The following is an 18,543-nucleotide window of genomic DNA, read 5'->3' on the forward strand; positions in this document are numbered from 1 at the left end:
GGTCCATCTCTGCAGAGGATCGTTGATCGTACAAGGTCTGAGGTGAACATAGTCCCAGTTTTTCTCTGCCTTAATTACTTTCTCTGGAGCAGTAATACATAACCACGTATTATTGATGTTATACGAAATTCTTTGAAACACGTCGTATCTTGCATTCATAACGTGCATTTGCCAACACTGTTCAATTATAATGTAACTTTCACCTCCGCTAAAATCAGGACCGTAACAAAACTTTCCTTCACCGCTTACAATTACTTTGATTGGTTGGTCTTTTGGTGGATCGGTAGGTTTTTGAATAACCAAGTATTCAATTTTTGATGAAGCATCTACTGGAGTAGGATTCATTCCATACTCGAAGCCAAATCCAATCAAGACTAACAGAACTATCATGGACACTTTCTTCCAATTGCGCATCTTTTAAACTCCTATCTTTTTTAAAGAACTTTTATAAAATTTAAATTTAACTTTCCTTGAATAATCTCCGTTCTAGAATTATCAGAAATATTAAAAATCGATTTTATAGAAAATTTTCTAAATTAACACACAATTTAATATATTAAATAAATATAATTCTATTAGTGATTCTGATCTGAGTCGATTCTTCTACAAATAGATAAATCGATTTACCGATTTCTATAAAATGAGTATGTTAAATTTTTATTTCAAAGTCCTATTCCAAATTCAAATTGGAGATTTGGTTTTGAGTAAAAAAAGAAACTAGTTCGAATTGTTAAAATTTTTTTATCACTTTTATCTTTCTTTTTTTCTCAACAAAACATGATTTTTCATGAATCAAAATATTTTAATAAAAGCGGATGATAATCGGTTTATTTTAAGTCTATATATGAATTATATCTAAATTCTAATTTTTTACGTATTTTTCTATCAGATATATCATAATTTTATAAATCTAGAATATAGTATAAATCGATTAAGTAGATGACTAAGCAAAAATCCAAAAATTTTTACTAATTCCTATAAAATTGAAGATTATAAATAAAGCACTGTTTCAGCGCAAAATACTGAGGAATTTATTTTATAGTTCTTACTACCTGGGCGCATGAAAATAGTACCAAGTTATTAACAGCCGAATTTACGAAAAAGATAGCGGTACTTAAAAAATACCGCAAATTCGGGGTTACGGCATTTTAAAGCAGGACCAAAATATTCAAATTTTTAAAACAATCTAACCCAAATATTTTATTCATGCGTCCGAGTAGTAAGTAGGGGCTCCTCCAAGACTGGGATGGTTTCTTGCAGCTTGATTTTTCTTACAAAGAGTTTATTTCAAAACCTCAAAAAAAATATTCTTTCGGAGAAGATCATTCATTAGAAATATTTAATCAAATGCAGTAATTTCTACAAAAACTGTCACATTTGGCAATTTGCGAAATTTAGATGAGTTCTAATGTCATTAAATTTTTGTAGTAGTTCTCACATTTTAGAAATAGATCTGAAAAGTTCAGATTCTAACTTTTTTCAAAAAAATAAATCATGGATTTTTTTGTCGAATTTACGTTAAGTTATTTAATGTGAATTTGATATAACGCGAAAGGAATTGATGCAAAGAACTCAGTGGAACGTTTCTTCTATACAATTTATTGACTGGAATGGAAAGCGCGATGCTGTTCCTATTTTCTTACGCTGAATTCGTATTCGAAACACAGGGCTACTGGGTGCTTTACTATGTAGTTTTGGGTAGCAATTCTTTATAAAACGTAGAAATTTCCAATTGGGTAGCTCTATATAGATAATCTGTCCATTTGTTGTAGCGAAAAAATAAAAGAAAAATAACTTTTAAAAAATACAATATATAGAATCATTTTATTATAATGTATGTGTGCAGTATTTTGAATATACTTAAGCGCGATTGCGATTGCAGTAAAGGCTAGAAAGTAGTAAAAGAGTAAGGTCGAATCAAAAATTAGACGAAAAAAATTAGGATTGTTGAAAAAATAATTTTCCATTGATTTCTATTTCATGGAAACAGTCGATTGAAACAGTTTTGTTAATCTGAACTAGGAAATTTTTCGACAATCCCAATATAAAAGTAGATTTAGATATATTTCCGATCTGATACTTTTAAAATCGATAGATTCTAGGTTGAGAATTAAGTTTCGATATTGAAAACGAAACATCTCTAAAAGATTTTTGAGAAAACTCTTTCTTCTGAAGGAGCGGTATCGAATTCTAAATAGGAAGAATTGATAAACCTATTTTATGAGTTTCTAAAGCTTTTGATTTGAATAAATTTAGAAACTTTAGATATAATAGGAACTATTTATCTCTTGAGTTGTAATTTAAAATATATTCAATTTCTTTAAAGCAAATTCTCCTGTAATTCGACATCTAAGGAGACCGGACAAGATTCTAAAAGTTCTTTTGCTTCTAATAAAGATCCTCCATTTTGAGAAAAAGAAACCGGTGTTAACTTTTGTTTCAGATCTAAATCTGTTAAAATTAGAGAAGTGAGGATTTTATTTTTTAAACATCTTTGTTTTACGTAAAGTCCTGTGTTAAAAATTGAAAGTCCTTCTGAAAGAGTTTTCCAGGAAAGTGTGCGCTATAAAGTGGATCGTTAAAATTTCCAAGAACAAAAAAATTTTTATTCTTTCGAAGAAGATTATTTAACAGATAAAGCTGATCGATTCGTCTTTCCTTATCTTTGTACAGATAGACACTCCAAAAAGAATAATAACTTTTTCCAATTGGAATTTGTAGTTCTACGAATCTCTCTTGATTATACTGAGCTTTAAAAAAAAGGGGGATATCGGCTTTATGAATTTGAATATTACTGATTGAGAATTTATTTTTCTTCCAACAGATTCCGATTTCTCGATGACTTTGAGTGGACCGTTTGTTTACAAAACAGGAATAGTCTTCGGAAAGAATATTCAAAGCCTCGGCTTCGTTTCTTAAATTCTGGATCGCTAAAATATCCGCATCGATCTGAAGTAGATGTTCTCGGATTTTCTGAAAGTCTAAATCGGATCTTGGGATCCTTCTACTTGAAAATCCGTTTTCGTCTTTGATTTCTTCTCTTTTCGTAAGATAAAGTGTTAGTGTGTCATAACTTGCGATCTTCAGTTTAAAATTTTCCGCATTCAAAGTAGAGTAAGTGTTGGGATACGCTGTAAAAAAATTTGGGAAAGCCAAAGTGATCTTTTACTGAGTTTTAAATGATGTGAATTCGGTGGTTGAAAAAATTTTCTAAAAGTATGAGTTCCTACAATTTTAGAATTTGTTCGTAAAATCGTGATTTGCAGTAGCTCCCACATCATTATAGACGAACCTAAGTTTTGTGGTAGTTCCCACACTTAAATACGACAGAACCAATCGTCTTTGAATCGATACTTACTTTTTCTAAAATTCAATTTCTAAAAACATTGCAGACTTGAGAGCACTTTTAAACTTCTAAGTCTGAAATTTTTTTCAAAATTTTAAAAATTAATTTGCGGTTTATGAAACTTTTCTAATTGATATTAATTCTCAAATAGACTTCAAAAATAAATGGAACAGAAAAAGCCTTTCTTTTTCGTTTACTTGCAATTTTTCACATAACCAAAAATCCTGTTTCCAATACCAAATTGTAGGGACTTCATACGAATGAATAACAGAGCACTGAAACTTTCGGTAACGCTCATCACAGTCGCGGCCGTTGCGTATCTGATTTTCTCTCCCTCCAAGTATGTTGGGTATGCGCCCGATCAGCCTATACCCTTTAATCACAAGATACATGCCGGAGATAATAAGATAGATTGTAAATACTGTCATACCGGAGTAGAAACCTCAGCACACGCCACAGTCCCATCTACTTCCACTTGCATGAACTGCCATTCTCTCGTAGCAACCTCTAAACCTCTGATCAAAAAACTTACTCAATCGTATAACGATAATAAGCCGATCGAATGGATTAAGGTTCACGATATGCCTGACCACGTTCAGTTTAATCATTCTCGACACATATCGAGAGGAGTGGATTGTTCTCAGTGTCACGGAAACGTAGCAGAGATGGTGAAAGTAAAACAAGTGGCGTCCCTCAATATGGGATACTGCGTGGATTGTCATAGAGAGAACAATGCACCTACAGATTGTTCTACCTGTCACAGATAACCGGGAGTAATACTAAAATATGGATCAAAAAAATTTCCAAAAAGAAAAAAAGGCTCACTGGCTGTCTTACGATCTGAAAGACAAAGACGAAGAAGTCAAAGAGATGCAAAAATCCGAGTTCTTTACTTCTCCCGATCCTTTGATCGCGAGAATTAAATCCGGAGAATTCGACCGTAAATCCTTTCTCAAACTGATGGGCGCGGGAGTCGCTATGACTTCCTTAAATTGTATCCGTAAGCCGGTCGAGAAAATTGTTCCCTATGTGGATCTCAATAAGACGGATGAAAATTCTCAATACGACTTTGTAAAACACGGGCATTCTTATTATTACACATCCGTTGTTGCCGGAACTGGAGTACTTATAAAAGCAAGAGACGGTCGTCCTCTCAAGTTAGAAGGAAATCCGGATCACCCAGTTTCTCAAGGCGCACTAAGCGCTGCTGGACAAGCTTCTATCTTTGATCTTTATGATCCTGATAGAGCTCAAAATCCTGCAACTATTGAAGGTGGAATCGAAGTTAAATCCGATTGGGCAACTGTAGATGCAAAAGTAAAATCTGCATTGGCAGCTAACAAAGGTAAAACGGTTGTAGTAACAAAACTACTCGATTCACCTTCTACTCAGTCCATCATAGGAGACTTTCTTAGAACCGTAGGCGGAGGAAAACACTACGAGATCTCTCTTACTTCTGCAGAAGAAGTGGTTTCTAAAGGACAGGCCGCTTCTTATGGAAAGGCAATCGTTCCCAATTATCATTTCGATCTGGCGAATGTAATTCTCTCTATCGATTGTGATTTTATGGGCAATTGGTTGTCGGGAGAAGAACATCAAAAAGATTTTTCAAAACGTAGAAATTTACGCCCGAATGGTTCTCTTAAGCAAAATAATCTTGCCGACGTAAATCTTTTTATCGCAGCCGAATCTGTTCCTACGATGACCGGTTCTAACGCGGATCTTCGTCTTGCAATTCGTCCAGGGGATCAAACCAAACTTGCACTTGCGATTGCGGCGGCTCTTGGAGAACTCGGAGCGAACACAAAAGACGCGTTAAACGGAGCTACCCTTTCTGCTCTTGTTTCCGAGTTAGGTGTTAGCGAAGAAAACATCCGTAAAACCGCAAAGGCTCTTTGGTCTAACAAAGGAAGATCTTTGGTGGTTGCGGGAAGCCTTGCCGCTACTACGAAAGACGCTGTAGATCTTCAAATTCTTGTAAATTTACTCAATAGCGTATTAGAAAACGACGGTAAAACCGTAGATCATTCTAATCCAAAGAAAGAAGGTCTGGCGGATTCTTCCGGAAACTTAAAGTCTCTCGCAGCAGAATTAAAGCAGGGTAAGGTCGGGGTTTTATTTGTAAACGACGTAAACCTGGTTTATCAAGTTGGAGAAGAATGGAAAAATCTACTTCATCAAGCGGCTCTTGTTGTCAGCTTGAGTGATCGTGCCGATGAGACTGCTCTTTCGTCTAACGTTCTTGCTACGACCACACACTTCCTCGAATCCTGGGGAGATGCCGAAGTGACAAAGGGAATCTTCTCGATCCAACAACCTGCAATTCGTCCACTTTTTAATTCTCGATCTTTTGAGGATAGTTTGATTGCGTTTGCGGGAGGTTCTCTCGGAGGAGAAGCCAGTTTTTACGAATACGTAAAAAATTCCTGGATTAAAAAATTAGGTTCCAAAAGAAATTGGGAAGACCTCTTAAGAACAGGTACAACCGTAACTGCTTCTGAGCGTAAAAAAGTTGCTGGTCCTTCCAGAAATTTCAATCGTTCTTCCATTAAGAAAATTGAATCTTCTTCTACCGGTTTAAAACTTTCCTTGTTTGAAACCATTGCAATCGGAGACGGAAAAGCTGCGAACAACGCGCACCTACAAGAACTTCCAGATCCTGTTACCAAACTGACATGGGATAATTGTATTTTACTTTCACCTGCTTTGGCAAAAGAAAAAGGAATTTCGTCTAACGATGTTTTGGTTCTAAAAACCGCAAAACAGACGATTGAACTTCCGGCGCAGATCCAACCGGGAATGCATAAAGATGCAATTGCGATTGCAGTAGGTTATGGTAGAACTGCGGCGGGTGCTGTAGGAACTGGAGTCGGTAAGAATGCATACATACTTTCCGAAAACGGAGTTTATTCCGGAATTTCTGTAACTTCTCTCGAAAAAACGGGTAAAAAATACAAGCTGGCGACTACACAACATCATCATATGTTGTCTCCTGGTTTTAGTTATCCGGATCGTCCAATTGTTCAATCTACTACCATCGAAGAATATCGTAAAGATCCTGCTTCCGGTAAGGCTCCATCTGAAATTCCTAAAATTTTAAAAAATGGTAAACTTGTAGATGCGGTCGGTGCCAATCCTACTTATCCTTATCCAGGTTACAAATGGGGAATGAGCATTGATCTTACTTCTTGCACTGGTTGTGGTTCTTGTGTAATTGCTTGCCAAGTAGAGAATAACGTTCCCGTAGTTGGAAGAGATGAGGTTCGTGTAGGACGTGAAATGCACTGGCTCCGAATCGATCGTTATTACATAGGTGATCCGGATCAGCCAGAAACTCTACAAGTGGCTCATCAACCTATGCTTTGCCAACAGTGTGACAATGCCCCTTGTGAAACCGTTTGCCCGGTTCTTGCTACCGTTCATAGTTCCGAAGGAATCAACGACATGGTTTATAACCGTTGTGTAGGAACTCGTTATTGTTCAAACAACTGTCCTTACAAGGTCAGACGTTTTAACTGGATGCAACACTGGTACAACGATTTTGGTTGGAAGAACAATCAAGCGAAGGAGTCGAAGGCTCCTCGTTATTTAGGACTCAATCCGGAAGTTGCGGTTCGTGGTCGTGGGGTAATGGAAAAATGTAATTTCTGTTCTCATAGAATCGCTGCGGCTAAAATCGCTGCGAAAAACGAAGGTCGTGTCTTGAAGGACGGAGAGGTTAAAACCGCGTGTCAACAAAGTTGTGCAGCGGATGCAATCAGCTTCGGAAATACGAACGATAAAGACGCTGAAGTTTCTAAACTTTCTTCGGATCCTAGATCGTTTCGAGTGCTCGAATATCTGAACGTCGGACCTCAGGTTGCTTACCTGACCCGAGTTAGAAACTCAATTTAATGGAGTAACGTAAAAAGCTATGTCAATGTCCAACGCAGTCAAAGAAGCCCTGGATATCCAGCCTCTCGTAACCGGTGGTAAATCGGTTCGAGACGTTACCGAGGATATCCTAAGACCAGTAGAAGCGTTTCCTACCTCTCTTTGGTGGAAGGCTTTTCTTTTAGTTCTTACTATAACAGTAGTGGACTTAGGTATCATAGGATACTTAACTTGGGAAGGTCTATATATCCTAGGGATCAACAACCCGGTGGCCTGGGGATTTTTCATCGTAAATTTCGTATTCTGGATCGGTATTGGTCACGCAGGAACTCTGATTTCTGCCGTTCTATATCTGTTTCGCCAAGAATGGAGAACCGGGATCAACCGTGCTGCAGAAGCGATGACCATCTTCGCGGTGTTAACCGCAGCCTCTAACCTGATTATCCATATTGGAAGACCTTGGGTAGGTTATTGGTTATTTCCGTATCCAAACGAAAGAGGCCCACTTTGGGTGAATTTCCGTTCTCCTCTGATTTGGGATACGTTTGCGGTTTCTACTTACTTAACAATTTCTCTCGTTTTCTGGTATATCGGTTTGATTCCAGATATTGCAGCAGTAAGAGATCGTTCTAAAGGAGAATTCAAACGTAAACTTTACGACGTGCTCGCACTTGGGTGGGTTGGTTCCAACAAGGCTTGGTCTCACTTGGAAACCGTAGCAATGATACTGGCTGCACTTTCCACGCCGCTCGTGCTTTCTGTACATACGATCGTATCCTTCGACTTTGCTGTTTCCATTCTACCGGGGTGGCATACAACGATTTTCCCTCCTTACTTTGTTGCAGGGGCTATTTTCTCCGGGTTCGCAATGGTTGTGACTCTGATGGTAATCGCAAGAGAAGTTTTTAATCTAAAAGATTATATCACCATGAAACACTTGGAAAATATGAACAAGGTGATTATGGTAACCGGTTTGATCGTGGGTCTTGCTTACTCCACTGAGTTTTTTATGGCCTGGTATTCCGGAAATGAGTATGAAGGTTTTACTTTTGTAAACAGAGCTTTTGGTCCATATGGTTGGGCTTACTTTATCATGTTCAGTTGTAACGTGTTTTCTCCACAGGTGTTCTGGTGGAAAAAACTCAGAACCAACATTCCGGTCATGTTTATCATTTCCATTGTAGTAAACATAGGAATGTGGTTTGAAAGATATGTGATCGTAATGACGACTCACGCAGACTTCCTTCCTTCCAGCTGGGATATGTATATCCCGACCGTATATGACTTTATGATGCTCATAGGAACGTTTGGAATTTTCTTCACGTTGTTCCTATTATTCTGTAGAATCATGCCTGTTATCGCGGTAGCAGAAGTTAAAACCGTTATGCCTCACAAAGACGGAGGACATCACTGATGTATAAACCACATAAAGAACAATTTCACAAGTTCGAAGAGACAAGTTCTGGAGTATTCGGACTTTTTGATACTCCGGCAGAAATCATTTCGGCTGCGGCTAAAACAAAAGAAAAAAATTATACGGACTTTGATTGTTTTACTCCGTATCCAGTTCACGGATTGGACGACGCGATGGGACTTCCTCGTTCCGGACTTCCTTGGGTAACTTTTTTTATGGGACTTTTTGGGTGTACTGTAGGATTTTCAATGCAGTATTTGACTCATAAATACGATTGGTCTTTGAATATTTCTGGAAAGAATTTAAACGCATGGTTTGCTTATATTCCTATTACGTTTGAATTCACCGTATTTATGGCAGGCGTGGGAACTGCTGCTGCGATGTTTTTTTTGACCAAACTTCCAAAATTAAACCGTAAAGTTTTACATCCGGATATTACTACGGATAAATTTGCACTTTGGATTCCTTCTTCTTCCAAAGGATATAAAGAAGACGAAGTGTTGAATTTTATCAAAGGACTCGGCGCAAAATACGTCGAGGTTGTAAAATAGGAGCGGGGACAAGAATGAAATATTACAAATCTCTAATTTTCCTTTTGGTCGCTGTTCTTTTTTGGAATTGCGAGTCCAAAACTCCTCCTCTGGAATATTTTCCCGACATGGCTGATTCTCCCGCAAGAGAAGCACAGGAAGCGGATCCGATTGCACACGACGGAGCCGCTTCTAGGATTCCTCCCAAAGGAGCGGTACCGGTTGGGTATTATCCATACGAATATTTAGGATTGGATGTATCACAATTACCTAATAAAGGACTTGGAAATCCTTTTAAAGATGATTTAGCAAATCTTCAAAGAGGAGAGGCTAAGTATCAGACGTATTGTTCTCCTTGCCACGGTGTAAGAGGAGCAGGAAATGGAACCATCGTAGGCCCTGCACCCAGAATCGGATTTCCGGTTCCTGCCGTGATTTCTCCTAAAATCCAAGGATATTCTGACGGACAAATTTATCACGTAGTCACAGCTGGATGGGGAAGAATGAAAAGTTATGCTTCTCAGGTTTCTCCCGAAGACCGTTGGAAGATCGTTCTCTACGTGAGAAAACTCCAAGAATACGAAAACAGAACTAAAAAAGACGTGGTTAGGAATTAAGAATCATGGAAGTCAAAGTCGAACAAAATCTGATTAACTTCAAACTCGACTCTAAAACTCGAAGTGCCCTTTTTGGGATGATCGGGATTGGAGTTTTGAGTTTACTCATTGGGTATTTTACCTTATCTCACACTCCGCCTAGACATGAAGGTGGGCATTCCAATCCGGCTTGGTCCGCATTTTTAATCGGAACTTTCTTTATCACTGGAATTTCGCTTGCGGGAGTTTTTTTTACCGCGCTCAGTCATATCACTGGAGCACATTGGGCCGTTACAGTTCGTAGAATCGCAGAAGGATACGGATTGTTTTTGCCGGTGGTCGGGGTGTTATTATTGATCACTGTTGTTGGAATTCATGATCTTTATGAATGGAGTCATTCAGAAGTAGTTGCACATGATCATTTACTTCAGCATAAAAAACCTCTTTTGAATGTTCCGTTTTTTGTGGCCAGAATGATTCTTTTCGGAGCGGCTTGGTCCACGTTTGGTTGGTTTTTTTACAGACGTTCCACAAAACAGGATCAAGACAAGGACGTTTCTCATACACAGTTTAACGCTCGTTTGGCGGGAGGATTTATCGTATTCTTTGCGCTTTCTTTTTCACTCGCTTCTTTTGATTTGATCATGTCTTTGACTCCTCACTGGTTTTCTACTATGTTCGGAGTGTATTGTTTCGCGGGAGCGTATCAGACTGGACTTTCTACTCTTGTGATCATGATCTACTTTCTAAAAAAGAAAGGTTATCTTGGAAATCTGGTAAATGAAAATCATATCCATGATATAGGAAAGTTTATGCTTGGGTTTTGCACTTTCTGGGCTTATGTTGGATTTTCCCAGTTTATGTTGATCTGGTATGCGAACATTCCAGAAGAAACCTTCTTTTACGAACAAAGATTAACCGGTGGTTGGGAAGTGATTTCTTATTCTCTTCCGTTTATTAAATTTGTATTTCCGTTTTTATTACTTCTCAATCGACCCAATAAAAGAGATATAAACGTTCTCGTAAAAATTGCGCTTTGGATTGTATTTACGCAAATCATTGAAATTTATTGGTTGGTGTTTCCGGCAAACTTTGAAAACTTTCATTTTTCCGGATTGGTTTTGACCTTTGGTACTGTAATCGGATTTATCGGATTGTTTGGGTTTGTGGTTTTAAAAAGATATGAATCCGCCCCTTTGATTCCTGTCGGAGATCCTAGATTAGATCAGGCTCTACACCATCACCAATAAGAGGAAGAAGAATGAAAAGAAATATTACACTCGTTGTTCTATCAATTGGAATCGCTCTTCTTTTAGGAGCATGTTCCAAATTGGCGCAGGTTACAAATCATAAAAATTGTGATCCTTCCTTACTCAATGCTTCTTTGGAACCTACGGTTCCTATTTTTGCGGATGCCGATGCGACTTCTGTAGTAAAAGAAAGAATAGCGCCCGGTTCTATAGTAAGGGTTTATGATTATAGAAATCACCAAGCAAATCCAAAACCTTTTGTACGTGTAAAAACTGAAAAAGTAGAAGGATGGATGAATCCTCGTTGTTTAGTAGTAGGACAGGATCCGGAAAAGTCCGTTTTTACTTGGGGTTATCGTAAGGACTATATTCACTTTTACAGTCCGGATGACCATGAACACTATCCTAACGGATACGAGTTTAAGGATTATGCATCTCTTCCAAAGGATAAGGTTCCGTTGGCGGAGCTTGCGCCTGAGTTAAAAAAGTAAGTTTAATTTTTTAATTTCAAAAACGTTGGAAAATTCATGCCGCTTTACAAGAAGGGCATGAATTTTTTTATATTCAAATATTTTAAAGTTCAAATGAAACGATTTGTTTTACTTTTTGTTGTTCCGTTTTTCACTATGACACTTTAGAAGAATTGCAAGAATGCTGACAGTCGGGAATTTGAAGATTCAAATGAAACAATCGATAGTGTTTTTTATAGTTTTATTTTGTACGATGTCAATGCGTATAGAATATTCCGTAAAACCTTCCTGCGGTGATTTTCTGGAACGGATTCATAAGAAACCGAAACATCTTGAATTTATCGAATGCAAAAAAGAAAAAGACGCTCAGATATCGGTTCTTCAGGCGCGATATCAGGTAAAGGGGACGTTTGCTTCCAGTGTGGAAAAATATTTAATTCACGCTTTCGGAATGCAACCTCTTCGGCATATTTGTTGTATTTGGGAAACGGTTCCCAATGAAGAAGGATCTCGTTACGGTTCTTTCAAGGGTGGTGAATTTTACTATTCAATAGATATGGGCGCAGACGGTGCATTCGGTGAACGCAAGGATTGGTCCAAGATCGATTGGTTTTATGTTACGGTTGAGTTGCCTCTGAATCCTCCCTGATTCTTTTGAGATTCGGATTTTATATCGTTAAAAGTACACATCAAGAAATTAGGGACAGGCGTTTTTATCGATGAGTTGAAAGACCGTGAATTCAGAACCCATATTCCTTCCTAGAAGGTCATAGATTATTTGAGTTAAGAAGCTTGTCCCAAAACCGTCCAATGTGGGAACTACTACGAAAATTTGATGATATTAGAATTGCTTGAGAGTTCACAAAATGCGACTTAATTTGTAGGAACTACTGCATTTTATTAAAAATTTCTAAAGGGTTATCGCGTAAAATTTTTTGAGGTTTTGGGACAAACTCTAAATTAACGTAAGTTCGTGGAGAAGAAATTTTCTAAAAGTATGAAGTCCCTACAATTTAAGAATTTGTTTTTAAAATCGTGATTTGTGAGAGTTCCCACATTATTTTACAGACAAATCTAAGTTTTGTGGTAGTTCCCACATTTAAAGAATCGATCTATAGAGTTCAGATTCCAACTTTCAAAATCGTGAATTTCTTACGCCGGACTCACGTTAAATTACTGTTAATCGAATATTAACCGTCTTGGATGATGTTCCATATCATTCTAATATTCGGAAAAAAGCATGTTTGAATTTTCTGTTCTTTATACGTTTAGATTTTTTTAAGTTTCGTTTAAAGCGTTTAAGTTCCTCTTCCTCAGGAAGGATTTTAAAGTTTTCATATTGTAATTTGACTTTCAAAAACGACACATTGATGGAGGGCGAATGTAGCATTCTCGGTCCAAACGACTATGTTTGCATTTAATGCTCAGCCTTTTTTCTCTTCTTTAAATCAAAAAAGTCTCCAACGAAAATTTTTCTTAGTTTTCCCCGTTCTTCTGTCTCTTACATCTGCGGGAACTCTTTGGGCAAAGGCTTCTCTTCGTCTGAAAATATTCGCCAACTCGAAATCCGATCCTCCGACGCAAATTTGGGTTCGAGGAAATGGTTATTCTAAAGTGTTTTCTTTGTCGGATCAGTCGTCGGAACTCACTATTGACTTAAAAGAACAAGGCGTCTACGACGTGATTCTTACCTTTAAAAGTGGGGAGATGGAACACAAATTTGTAACCGTCGATTCCGATGAGAAAAATCTTGAGTTCGTACAAAAAACAAAAAAGGTAACCAACGGGATTAACGTCGTAGGGAAAAGACCGGAAGCTCCTCCCAATTACGTTTTGAGTCAGGAAGATGCAATTCGTATGCCTGGAGGTTTTGGAGATGCACTCAAGGCGGTTCAATCCATGCCGGGAATTTCTCCTATGTATCAGATGTATACAGGAGCTAGTTTTCAATCTGCAATTCAAACTTTTGCTCAGGCTACAAATCCAGATAAGCCAGATAAACCAAACGGCGAAAAAGGTTTTTTAGTGATGCGTGGAGCTGGGGCTCGTGCAAATCAGTTTTATTTTAATGGTTTACCTATGAGTTATCCGTTTCACGCAGATGGACTCACTTCTGTAATTAACAACAACGCGATTCGCTCCTTGGAGTTGTATTCCGGTTCTTATTCTGCGAGATATGGGTTTGCTACTGGAGGAATCATCAATATAGAAGGATTTCAAAAAAGGGATTCAAATTTATCAGTAGCTCATTTGAATGCTTTTTTAACCGATGTATACACATATCGTAATATTACAAAAGATTTAAATGTTTCCGTATCTGGTAAAAAGTATTATCCAAACATCGTTTTTGGAAGGGTTCCTAATTTGATTCCTGCGGAAACCTTTTTGGCGGATTATAATGATTATCAAGCGAGAATCGGTTGGGATATTAGCGAAAATCATTCCTTATCGTTTCAGACTTTTGGTGCAAAGGATAAACGTTATCCGTTTAAAGAACTCAGTCAGTACAATCCTAAGGAAACGGCTCAATCGTTTGCCAATCCTCCTTCTGACGCAGATGCTGCCAGATTAGATCGTATTTTTAGAACCGACGGAATTCAGCATATCTGGAAACCTAAAAGTTCCATTACAAATACATTCAACGTTTCCAGAAACTATTTTAACGAAGTCACTGAAAATGGTTTAGATATGTTGGTTCTCGACATCACTAAAATAGGTTATCCACCTTCTTTGTATAAAAGGGTTCAGACGATTCAAAACGAATATTTTAACGATTTAAGACAGATAGAGAACGTCTCCGAAGTTGAATTATTAAAACGAAATTGGAAGATTGTTTTCGGTGGTCAGTATAGAGAAGTAGACACTGGTTACAAAGGGAAGGTTTCTCAGATAGATCTGGATCCTACGTATAATTTTATCCATCAACAGTTACTCAATTCTTCGGATGTAAAATCAGTTTTAGAAGGGGATTCCGTTAGAACTAGACAGATTGGTACTTTTTTTGAAAATAGATTTAAGTTTTACGATTTCAATTTAAATCTAGGTGTAAGAAGGGAATACTACGATAAATCAAGAGAATGAAAAACGGCTCCTCGAATTGGAATCAGTAAGGAAATTGCTTATACACAATCTAGAATTTTTGCGGGATATGGTAAACACTTTCAGGCTCCCTCGGATGTGAGTAGATATTCCGCCAGAACTGGAAATCCGAATCTAAAAATGGAAGAATCCGAGCACGCCGAAATTGGATGGGATCAGAAAATAGGTAATTTTTGGAATATTAAAATAGAAGGATACCAGAATACGTTTTCTAATCTTTCCATTGCGGACCCTTATGCAATGGATCCTTTTTCAAGAAACAGGGATCTGATGCGGGAAAGTTTAGATCCTAACGCCGATCTTTCTTTAGTTAGACGTTCTAATTTAAATTATTCTAATTCTATGACTGGTTATTCTCGCGGGGTGGAAGTTTTTATTAAAAAGGAAGCTTCGGCTGAGTCTGGTTTGTATGGATGGATTTCTTATACAAAATCGATTACAAAAAGAAATCGAAACTTGCCTGAACTTACCAAACAGGAATATTCTTCCTGGCTTGCAGAAAGTTCGGCAAAAGATTTGATTCATCAAGAAAATACGGATTATTACTACGCGAACTTTTATAGAGACGGCAGTTATGATGTTCTATTCAAAAATTCTAAAGAAGAGTTATACGACTTTGATAGAACTCATATGTTCAACATGGTGATCGGTTGGAAATTTGGAGAGAAGGCACAAATTGGTTTGAGGGGTACCTATTTAACAAATTATGCATATACTCCAGTGGTAGGATCTAAAAGTATCACTTCTGAACAGTTTAATTCTCAGCTACTTCCTTCGGCCGCCCCACCTCCGCCTTCTTCAAGTTCGAACTCTAGTTCCTCCCTTTTTTCCATCTATCAACCGGTGTATTCGGACATGCTTCGTTCCGCTAGGCTTCCTCACTATCATCAGTTTGATTTAAGATTTGATCGTTTTATTCCTACTAGTTGGGGAAGAATGACTGCTTACTTGGAACTTGTGAATATTACTGGAAGTAGGATTGCGGTCAGCGCGGATACGTTTGTTCCAATTTTTCCCTTTGTGCCTGGGGCCAATCCGGAAACTCAATATATTTATCTAAACGGTTTGCAATCTTTAAGAACTGAAAAGAATAAAATTCCCTATCTTAATTTTGGAATTGAATTTAGATTTTAAATTTAAGTTTCAGATTTTTAAAGTTTCACTGTAATATTTAGATTTGTATAAGTCTCCCCATTTTATTTTTTGCGTAAAAATCAGGTTTCATAAAATGAAAATTTTATATCAAACCCAGTTTACTCAGAACCATAATAAAATACCCAATCCAAATAGTTTACACTTCAATCTTGTGAATTCAGTGTAAAAAAATTGGGGCGAATGCAATGTTGGCGGGCGCAGTGATTTCAGTTCGAGTCAATAAATTGCATACAAAAAACGTAATGCTTTAGTTACAATTTAGAACGCGCCCCATAGGAAACCATAACCAACCCCACAAGTATTTGATCTCAATATAAATCTGTCGGAATTACGACAAATCCTCTGTAAAACTTAGTTCCCATCCCACAACGCGATTCATAAAGAGCGTTGTGCTGAGTTTTCCCTATTTTTGGATGGGGTGGTAAGGTTCGGAAAATTTTTCTCTATCAGAAAAACATACTTTTTGCAAGTAAAAAGACTCATTCTTGTCGGAACACTTGTGCCTTTTTGAGCCTTCTCATTCTAAAATCCTATTAACTTATGGGTAAGGTTGTGATAGGAAACGTTTTGCTAAGTTTTTAGAGTGACTCAGAAAATCCCTGAATACTTCGCTAGGAGAAGCGTTTTTATTGAGTTCAAGAGGTAGTTGGCGAGACACTGAGTTTGAAAGAGCGTTTCTGTAAGTTCCTACGCTTCAATTACTTCTTTCTATTGAACTTACGTGAAACAACACTTTGTGATAAACATTTAGGTACCCAATTTTATAGGATGAGTAGAAGATGGAAAATTTCCAATCTTTTAAGCTGTTTTAGTATTAGGGTTTCGTGGAGAACATAAAAGACTTTTCAATGAAAATAAAGTAATCGTTCCTACATTTTAAAAAGTGAACAGAACTCATTTTTAAAGTTGGGGTGTTATTATAATAATAATCAAATAAATCTGAATATTTTTTATATCAAATTAATTAGGAACTCCCACGTTGTTTCTAATTGAAGCTTGTTGTTAAAAAATTGTAGTGGCTTCTACCGTTTTGATTTTAAGGTTAGACCTTGAAATTGTGGGAACTCCCACGTTGTTTCCAATTGAAGCTTGTTGTTAAAAAATTGTAGTGGCTTCTACCGTTTTGATTTTAGGGTTAGATCTTGAAATTGCGGGAACTCCCATGTTGTTTCCAATTGAAGCTTGTTGTTAAAAAATTGTAGTGGCTTCTGCCGTTTTGATTTTAGGGTTAGACCTTGAAATTGTGGGAACTCCCACATTGTTTCCAATCGCAGAACAGATTGATTGAAAAAAGATCAAAATAGTTTCAATAGAAAGTTTTTAAAATAAACTAAAAATTCTCTAAAAAAACTACGTTCTTGGTTATCTAAAAGAAAAAGAATGGAAAATGATTCTACCTTAGAGGATAATCGTTAACCTATGGGTCAAAAGAAAAGTCACCTACCTGAGACTAGAAATCCAGTCGAATTGATGGAATTTCTCTCGAAAGAAATGGAAAACCCTTCTTTTGATGAATGGCTTTCTGAACTTGCAGATAAGGCGATCGAAAACGATAAATTCGTTTGGAGCTTTTTATATCAAGTGATGCGTGACGTGGATTCGGGTAGGCTTTCATGGGGGTATCACAAACGATTGCTTTCCGGCGTTGTTCAAATTCTTTCCAGGGTGGGGGACAGTCGTGCCTATCGTGTAATCATCAATTATGTCAAATCTCTGGATCGTCAAATTCCGATCGGAGCATTGGAATTAATTAGTGATTTGTTGCCTTCGTTTTCGGAAGTAGATTTAGATGAGATTTTAAAAATTGCAGCTCATCAGGATTCACTTAAATCCGCGTTTGGAATTTTAGCAATTTTGCAACTGATTGTTCAAGGAAAACTTCCGACGGAAAAGGTGGAAGAGACAAAATTGTTTCTTAAAAATTATAAAAACTATGTTTATTATTTAGATTCGGCGATAGAACAGTCTTTGGATTATCTGGAAGCACAAGAGGAACCCAATCTGCTTACTTTCTTCAACGAAATCGCAGTATGAGTCCCGATTTTATAGCTAAATTTTAAAGTTTGCAGGAACTCCCACAAACTTCTTATCGTACATTTTGCAATTTGTCAGAAATTTTAGGCTTTTAAAAAGGATTTCTATTCTATTTAACGTTTGTTTGGAGTAAGAAGTGCATGATTCATTTTTCTAAAAAATTTGGAATCTGAACTTTGCAGATTTATTCTTAAAATGTGGGAACTCCCACGAATCTAATTCTAAAATTGTAGGAACTCATACTTTTAGAAAATTTTTTCTCATTTTTTTGCGCTTGAACTCACGTTAGTTAACGTGAGTTCGAAGTAAGAAAATCTGGGCGAATTCGGTTTAACTACAGTAAGCCGGACCGGGTTTTCAACTCTGGTCAATAAATTGTATATAGGAAACATTCTATAACAATCGTCTTTAGTTTCAATATAGAACGCGATCCGTAGATTAGTATGATTCTTGGACGTAAGACAAGTCGAAGTGTGATACTCTTGAATCGACGGAGTCAAGAAGGCCGGTGGCAGATTGATCGCTCTCGTAACTCAATAACGCTACTTCCTATGGGTCGTAGCGTTAGGGCTTTGTAAGACCCCGATCCATAGATGAATCTAAATCGGCCACCGCAAACCAAAGTGTGGCGACTCAACAAAGTCGACCGCGTAGGAAACTCAACATCTCGCTCTTTACGAATCGCTCGATGGGAGTGCTGGTATTATCACCCGACTTTGTTAAGTCCTTCCGCCTCTTTCATTTTAGGAGAAAAGAAATGGAAAGTCAAGAAGTCA

General features: G+C 37.4%; 12 protein-coding genes and 1 pseudogene. 10 read left to right on the forward strand and 3 right to left on the reverse strand.

What is annotated here, in order from left to right; all coding sequences use genetic code 11:
- The 3 genes from BW942_RS20415 to BW942_RS20425 all read right to left on the reverse strand — a co-directional run.
- Nucleotides 1-414, reverse strand: a 414-nt coding sequence (locus BW942_RS20415) for a DUF1561 family protein (RefSeq protein WP_139325939.1), incomplete at its 3' end; no start/stop codon positions are given.
- Between the two features lie 1,328 nt (nucleotides 415-1,742).
- The gene (locus BW942_RS20420) at nucleotides 1,743-1,967 is read right to left on the reverse strand and encodes a hypothetical protein (protein ID WP_000432926.1); all 225 of its coding nucleotides are present in this window, start codon (nucleotides 1,965-1,967) and stop codon (nucleotides 1,743-1,745) included.
- A 532-nt stretch (nucleotides 1,968-2,499) separates the two neighbouring features.
- Nucleotides 2,500-3,108 carry an endonuclease/exonuclease/phosphatase family protein gene (locus BW942_RS20425; RefSeq protein ID WP_000990792.1) on the reverse strand — a complete coding sequence of 203 codons (609 nt, stop codon included), beginning with the start codon at nucleotides 3,106-3,108 and terminating at the stop codon, nucleotides 2,500-2,502.
- Between the two features lie 498 nt (nucleotides 3,109-3,606).
- Here BW942_RS20425 and BW942_RS20430 point away from each other — a divergent pair, with 498 nt between their 5' ends.
- The 10 genes and pseudogenes from BW942_RS20430 (at nucleotide 3,607) to BW942_RS20480 (ending at nucleotide 17,767) form a co-directional block, all read left to right on the forward strand.
- A complete protein-coding gene (locus tag BW942_RS20430) occupies nucleotides 3,607-4,113 on the forward strand; it encodes a cytochrome c3 family protein (protein WP_001064927.1) in 507 nt (168 codons plus the stop codon).
- A gap of 19 nt (nucleotides 4,114-4,132) precedes the next feature.
- Complete coding sequence (locus tag BW942_RS20435; RefSeq protein WP_000372296.1) at nucleotides 4,133-7,240, forward strand: TAT-variant-translocated molybdopterin oxidoreductase; 3,108 nt, start codon at nucleotides 4,133-4,135, stop codon at nucleotides 7,238-7,240.
- A gap of 25 nt (nucleotides 7,241-7,265) precedes the next feature.
- Nucleotides 7,266-8,633 (forward strand): NrfD/PsrC family molybdoenzyme membrane anchor subunit, encoded by a 1,368-nt coding sequence (nrfD, locus tag BW942_RS20440; RefSeq protein ID WP_000063680.1) that lies wholly within the window; start codon nucleotides 7,266-7,268, stop codon nucleotides 8,631-8,633.
- Nucleotides 8,633-9,184, forward strand: coding sequence for a DUF3341 domain-containing protein (locus BW942_RS20445; protein ID WP_000277765.1), 552 nt, complete (start codon nucleotides 8,633-8,635; stop codon nucleotides 9,182-9,184). Before nrfD ends, BW942_RS20445 begins: the two co-directional genes overlap by 1 nt.
- Nucleotides 9,185-9,198: 14 nt before the next feature.
- Nucleotides 9,199-9,780, forward strand: coding sequence for a c-type cytochrome (locus BW942_RS20450; RefSeq protein ID WP_000878646.1), 582 nt, complete (start codon nucleotides 9,199-9,201; stop codon nucleotides 9,778-9,780).
- 5 nt (nucleotides 9,781-9,785) lie between these two features.
- On the forward strand, nucleotides 9,786-11,009 hold the full coding sequence (locus BW942_RS20455; RefSeq protein WP_000453372.1) for a membrane protein: 1,224 nt from the start codon (nucleotides 9,786-9,788) through the stop codon (nucleotides 11,007-11,009).
- 11 nt (nucleotides 11,010-11,020) lie between these two features.
- Nucleotides 11,021-11,500 carry an E-cadherin-binding lipoprotein adhesin Lsa16 gene (lsa16, locus tag BW942_RS20460; RefSeq protein ID WP_000827840.1) on the forward strand — a complete coding sequence of 160 codons (480 nt, stop codon included), beginning with the start codon at nucleotides 11,021-11,023 and terminating at the stop codon, nucleotides 11,498-11,500.
- A gap of 160 nt (nucleotides 11,501-11,660) precedes the next feature.
- Nucleotides 11,661-12,128, forward strand: coding sequence for a DUF4952 domain-containing protein (locus BW942_RS20465; RefSeq protein WP_000958563.1), 468 nt, complete (start codon nucleotides 11,661-11,663; stop codon nucleotides 12,126-12,128).
- A 758-nt stretch (nucleotides 12,129-12,886) separates the two neighbouring features.
- Nucleotides 12,887-15,712, forward strand: a pseudogene (locus BW942_RS21330) (TonB-dependent receptor plug domain-containing protein).
- A 1,440-nt stretch (nucleotides 15,713-17,152) separates the two neighbouring features.
- Nucleotides 17,153-17,767: a hypothetical protein gene (locus BW942_RS20480; protein WP_000529883.1), complete on the forward strand. Its 615-nt coding sequence runs from the start codon at nucleotides 17,153-17,155 to the stop codon at nucleotides 17,765-17,767.
- Nucleotides 17,768-18,543: the final 776 nt, after the last annotated feature.

Source organism: Leptospira interrogans, from assembly GCF_900156205.1.
Classification (GTDB): Bacteria; Spirochaetota; Leptospiria; order Leptospirales; family Leptospiraceae; genus Leptospira; species Leptospira interrogans.

Coding starts and splice junctions, on each gene's coding strand:
- BW942_RS20420 (WP_000432926.1), bottom strand. CDS start 1,967: ATGGAAAATTATTTTTTCAACAATCCTAATTTTTTTCGTCTAATTTTT.
- nrfD (WP_000063680.1), top strand. CDS start 7,266: ATGTCCAACGCAGTCAAAGAAGCCCTGGATATCCAGCCTCTCGTAACC.
- BW942_RS20465 (WP_000958563.1), top strand. CDS start 11,661: ATGCTGACAGTCGGGAATTTGAAGATTCAAATGAAACAATCGATAGTG.
- BW942_RS20455 (WP_000453372.1), top strand. CDS start 9,786: ATGGAAGTCAAAGTCGAACAAAATCTGATTAACTTCAAACTCGACTCT.
- BW942_RS20480 (WP_000529883.1), top strand. CDS start 17,153: ATGGGTCAAAAGAAAAGTCACCTACCTGAGACTAGAAATCCAGTCGAA.
- BW942_RS20445 (WP_000277765.1), top strand. CDS start 8,633: ATGTATAAACCACATAAAGAACAATTTCACAAGTTCGAAGAGACAAGT.
- BW942_RS20430 (WP_001064927.1), top strand. CDS start 3,607: ATGAATAACAGAGCACTGAAACTTTCGGTAACGCTCATCACAGTCGCG.
- BW942_RS20435 (WP_000372296.1), top strand. CDS start 4,133: ATGGATCAAAAAAATTTCCAAAAAGAAAAAAAGGCTCACTGGCTGTCT.
- lsa16 (WP_000827840.1), top strand. CDS start 11,021: ATGAAAAGAAATATTACACTCGTTGTTCTATCAATTGGAATCGCTCTT.
- BW942_RS20450 (WP_000878646.1), top strand. CDS start 9,199: ATGAAATATTACAAATCTCTAATTTTCCTTTTGGTCGCTGTTCTTTTT.